Below are 4,796 nucleotides of genomic sequence, written 5' to 3'. Positions count from 1 at the left end.
CTCCCGACGCTCCGCGTCGGGAGCCGGAGCGAGTCGCTGCGCTCCCCGCCAGGGAGCCGCTGCGCGGCGCGCAGTGGCTCGAGTGCCGTTGCCGTCGATCGAGTCGCTTCGCTCCTCTGAATTCCGAATCTTGGTTCTCCCCAATCAAATTCATCGCAACGTCTGAACCGATACCCGACACCCGAACGAGGCTGGGGAGGAGGGGTCAGGGAAGGCGCCCCCTCCCGCGTCCACTGCCTCGTCATCATCATGCTCCCAATCATACACCCTCACCCATCGCACCACAAAACAACACGAAAACACAAAACGCCGAAACACGCACCATCACAACAACATTCGAAGTTGACAAAAACACAAACGTGCACAACCTACGGAACCAACCCAACGCCAAGCAAATACCGAAACATATTGACACACAACAACATTCAAAACACCCAAAACGAGCCCTCACAACTCCCCACCCGACCCGGCGCCCTCCCCCACGCCGCCGAACCCGAACACCCCGCCGGCGCCCCACACACCCACGACAACCGGCAGCCTGTGAACAACGGTCGAAAACCTCTTTCCACCGTCGTTCACTTTCGCGGCGATAGACGAATAGATCCAACTCTGGGCGGTAAGTCACAACTCGAACGACGTCGTTGCTGCCCGGTATAGGCGTGGACAGCAAAATGCCCAAATGGACCAACGCTGACAAGATTCGGTGGTCGCGGCGCTAGGGCCATGCTTCGCTGGTACCGTCGATGTCATGACTCTGCAGAAAGGCGCGTGAGCGCCCACCTCGGGCGCAGGTTCCTGCGCCCCCGATACGTCTTCTTCACCGCGGCTCACCTGTGGGTGGTCGACGAGCGTCAACCCGTTGCGGCACTGATTGATCCGCACACAGAATCGTTGGCGGGGTTGGTGGCGTGGACTGATCTTCCTCCCGCACTACCGGGCTCCGGCCCAGCACAGATCGCGGCCGACGAGTCCGGTTTATGGATACAGAATCACCGCGACGGTCCCTTGGTTCACATCGGTACCGACGGCATCGACCGTTCCGAATACACCGAAGGGCACCATCTGATCGGCGCGGGACGCGCCGGCGCCTGGTGTATGACGACTACACGCAGGAACAACGACATCGCACCCTCCTCGGACATTCCGCCACGGACGCTGCGGCGGAAGCCGGCACTGCTGGTGACGAAGCAGGGTGGTGGGATGCGTCGTGTCGAAGTGGATGCCGCGGCGATCGTGTCAGTCGAGTTCGACGAATCGTCGCTCTATCTCGGTGTCGAACACGATCCGTGGGAACGGGTGCCGCGCGTGGACGGCGCCGGAGGGAAGCGGGCCGGGTTCGAGTTACGTTACAGCTCATCGGTATTGCAGATACCTCTGCACGATCCGCCACCGCAGCGGATCGACCGCGACACCTACCCGCACGCGGAAAATCGGAAGGTCGGGTACACGAGCGAGTACGCCGATGTGTCGTACAACGAAAATCACCGTCGCAAGCGGGCGTTCGATGGCGACGTGCGCTGGTACTGGGGTAAAGACCCCAGTACGCGAGGTGCCACGATCGTACGGTCCTTGCGGGGTGAGGATCCGTCGCCGGTGACGACCTTGATGCTGCCTGGGATCGATGTCGCACACGGGGTAACAGGGGGCGGGAGGCTGTGGTTGGTTGCGAGGACCGCTACCCGTCCTGCCGTCGGTCGGTCGGTACTCTCCACCGGGTTCGATGGCGGGATCCATTCGCTGATCACCGGTGGCATCGACATCACCGATCGGTGCTGGCCTGTCGGTCCCGAGCCACTCGACCATCACGGCTACGTGCAGTACTGCCTGCGCGGTCTTGACCGAATGCAGTTTTCGGACAAAGTCGATCAGGTGAGCGCCACGTACGTCGGACAGTGGCCGAGCGGCCGGATCCATGTTCGATTCCAGCATCGTGACTATCCCGGACTGATGTTGACAGCTCGTCTCGATCTGTACGACGAGCAAGGCAACCGACTCGACAATCTCCTGTCCTACGCCTCGGCAGAGTTGAGGGAACAAGCCGACACCCGCGCATACCCGCCGGTCTCCGAAGCCGTCGCGAGAGTCCTGCATGTCTGAGCTGAGCAGCGGAGGCGATCGAGCCGGAAAGCTCACCGAAATGACCGGTGGGAGACGCGTTGGCCTGGGACGAAGACGCCCGACACCCGAATGTGTAGTGGAGGCAGTGATGACCGAATGGGTCCAGATGTTGGTGACCATGGCAGATGGCCCGCGGCAACCGGTCCACGGGGTCGTGGTCCCGTACCGCAATTCCGACGAACCTTTTCACTACTACTACGGAAGCTACGGGGAAGAACCTGTGTTTCTTCCCGTTCGTCTCCCTGGCGTGCATCTGTATCGGTGGGGACGCCGGTCGAGGATCGAATCGCTCGACGGACAGGTGATGTTCGTCAGCGACGGCACCACCGCCTGGGACTTCACCGCCGACCCAGACCATCCGCGCTGCACCGAACTCCGTCAGGTGCACTCACCCGGCGCGGGTCGATACCTTGCGATCACCCCGCAGGTTGAGCATTGGGTCGGCAACCATCATTCACGCCCGACAGGGCCGGTGACAGACGTCGAGTTCCTCGGCCGTCGATGCTGGTCGGTGGATCTCGCCCCACGCGAAAGCCGGAATCTGCCGAAGCCGTCGCTGCGGCTTGTTGTCGACGCCGAAACCGGTGCGGTACTTGCCCAACACTCCGGCAATGGTGTCGACGGCGCCTCATACTCCGACCTCACCGTGGGGGAGCGCCTCGACCCCTCCCTGTTCACCTGGGACGGTCCGGTCATCACCGACGCCGAATCCAGGACCCTCGCCGGCTGCGGCGGGCCACCAGTAACGCCGGCGCAGGAATCGATACGCTGGTTCCGCGATGAGATCACGGCCGAACCCATCAGGGTGCCCCTGCTGACGGACCTGACTCCACGCTTCGTTCACTCGATCGAACCCGAATCCGGCGCATTCGCAGCCGAACTCGGTGATAATGCGGGTTGGATCACCCGGCGGCCACGATCGAACCAGCCGTGGAAAACCAAGACTTACGGATATCAGATCGGCTGGTCTACAGAATATTTCGACTGGGCCTGTCAGATTCACCGCGGAACACTCGACACCGCCGGGGTCGAGTCCCTACAACAGCAACTACACCCCGGACAACCCGTTGTCGGCACGCCTGAACTCGTATTCGCCGGCGTCGACGGATACTGAGATCAGAGGTGTCCGGGAGCCGATGATGCTTGCGAAGTTGAGAAGCACTCGATCCTTATCAACCGGAGTGTTCGAGGTTAAGCCAGCGTTCAATACGACGTACATCATGGCGCCGCAAGCTCATCGACGGAAGATCCGAAATCAGGCGCCGGACGTCATGATAGGCGCAGACTCGCATCGTCTGCTGCAACGAGGTCAGGAAATGTATGGGCAACGACTGGACATAGTGCACCGCAATGGGATTAGCTGTATAGACGTCAGCATGTCGAGAATCGCTGATCCTCCTACCGCCGAGTTAGCGCAGACTCGTAGGCGCCCATGTCTATAGCAAGCACGGTCCCGAGCTGTTGAAGTTGACGAAACAACCGGATCCCGAAGTGAATCAGCTGGTCGTGCTCGGAGCTGAACTCCAGTAGGATCTCTTCCTCCCGGCTTCCCAACTCGACCGGAACGGGCGTGTAGTCGAACGAAACCATCTCGACCGCGATGCCGATATCAAGCGATTCGTCAAGACCAACGGGCGGAAGGTGCTCTTTGAGCTTAGCAATTGTCGATGCTCGATCGGTCCAGGACCCGTTTGCAGCAAGAAGCCCACCGATGATGTGCTTGGCTGACGGGTCAATTGCACCATAGGCCCCGCCGGCGTGCTTAATCGGCGCCGACGTCCGACGCAGTCGACGGACAGATGCGACTTTCGCTCGTGCCGCCGTGATGTAAGTCGTATTGATCGTTGGCTTGACCTCGAAGACTGCATACACAGCTTCCACCGGAACGATGTCGAAGCCGCTTTTCGATCCGAACCAGAGAGGTGAGTACTGACGATCGTAGACCGCGACGTCGATCTGCTCGCTCATCGCGCCGTCAGCATCTACGGCGAAGATCGGGCCAACGGTGTAGCGCTCGGGGAGAAAGTCCTTCAATACACCGACCCAGTCGGCCTCGGAGTGGTCACCTAGGGCGGTCGGATGGCTCACTACGTCGCGGACTGACGCGTGTGACTCCAGCAGTATTGACTGCTTTCGACGAAAAGCCGCTGCGATGTCGTATTGACCGGTCATCGATTCTCCTTGGTGGTGTCCGGGACATATTCCGGGATGAGCCGAACGGAACGTCACGCTGATGGTTGGTCGTTGAAAGGGGCGGTGGGACTGAGGTCCGAAACCACGGCCAGCAACAGGTCCGCGGTGATCGGGTCGTCGGGAAAGGCAGTCAAGATGGCGGTGGGTAGGAGACGCTGGGTCAGGTCGGAGTAGGTGAAGCCGTACTGGTCGGAGCTTTGAGGTCCGGTCGCCATTACCAGCTTTTCGATAGTGTCGTCGGCGAGTTCGTAGTTTTCGAATGCCGTAGCGATGACCTGGCGGCGCTGGTTTTCGTCCGGACGGCCGAAGTCGAACGTGGCTGCGGCCCGACGTTTGACTGCTGGATCGAGCGCGGCGAGCCGGTTCGTGCACATAACGACGAGCAGGGGAATACCGGAACCCGCGAGGCTGTCGATCTCGGCGAGGAACGCGTCTACGCCTGCGCGGTCCTCGTGGTGCATCTGGGTGGCTTCACGGGACTGTAC

3 protein-coding genes and 1 pseudogene are annotated in these 4,796 nt (G+C 60.9%); 2 read left to right on the top strand and 2 right to left on the bottom strand.

Annotation, left to right across the window (positions count from 1 at the left end; translation table 11 throughout):
- Window positions 1–768 precede the first annotated feature (768 nt).
- Together AC2ETI_RS32420 and AC2ETI_RS32415 are read left to right on the top strand one after the other, a co-directional pair.
- Window positions 769–2,097, top strand: a complete 1,329-nt coding sequence (locus AC2ETI_RS32420) for a hypothetical protein (RefSeq protein WP_483635034.1) — start codon at window positions 769–771, stop codon at window positions 2,095–2,097.
- 109 nt (window positions 2,098–2,206) lie between these two features.
- Complete coding sequence (locus AC2ETI_RS32415) at window positions 2,207–3,232, top strand: hypothetical protein (protein WP_483635033.1); 1,026 nt, start codon at window positions 2,207–2,209, stop codon at window positions 3,230–3,232.
- Window positions 3,233–3,516: 284 nt separating this feature from the next.
- Here AC2ETI_RS32415 and AC2ETI_RS32410 read toward each other — a convergent pair whose 3' ends face one another.
- Together AC2ETI_RS32410 and AC2ETI_RS32405 are read right to left on the bottom strand one after the other, a co-directional pair.
- A complete protein-coding gene (locus tag AC2ETI_RS32410) occupies window positions 3,517–4,290 on the bottom strand; it encodes a DUF6602 domain-containing protein (RefSeq protein ID WP_483635032.1) in 774 nt (257 codons plus the stop codon).
- A gap of 53 nt (window positions 4,291–4,343) precedes the next feature.
- Window positions 4,344–4,796: pseudogene (locus AC2ETI_RS32405) on the bottom strand (AAA family ATPase); the annotation flags it as partial.

This window comes from Rhodococcus sp. MurmanLake-1, assembly GCF_056945715.1.
Note: the sequence above shows the minus strand (reverse complement) of the source record. Positions and strands in the feature narration are given on the sequence as shown.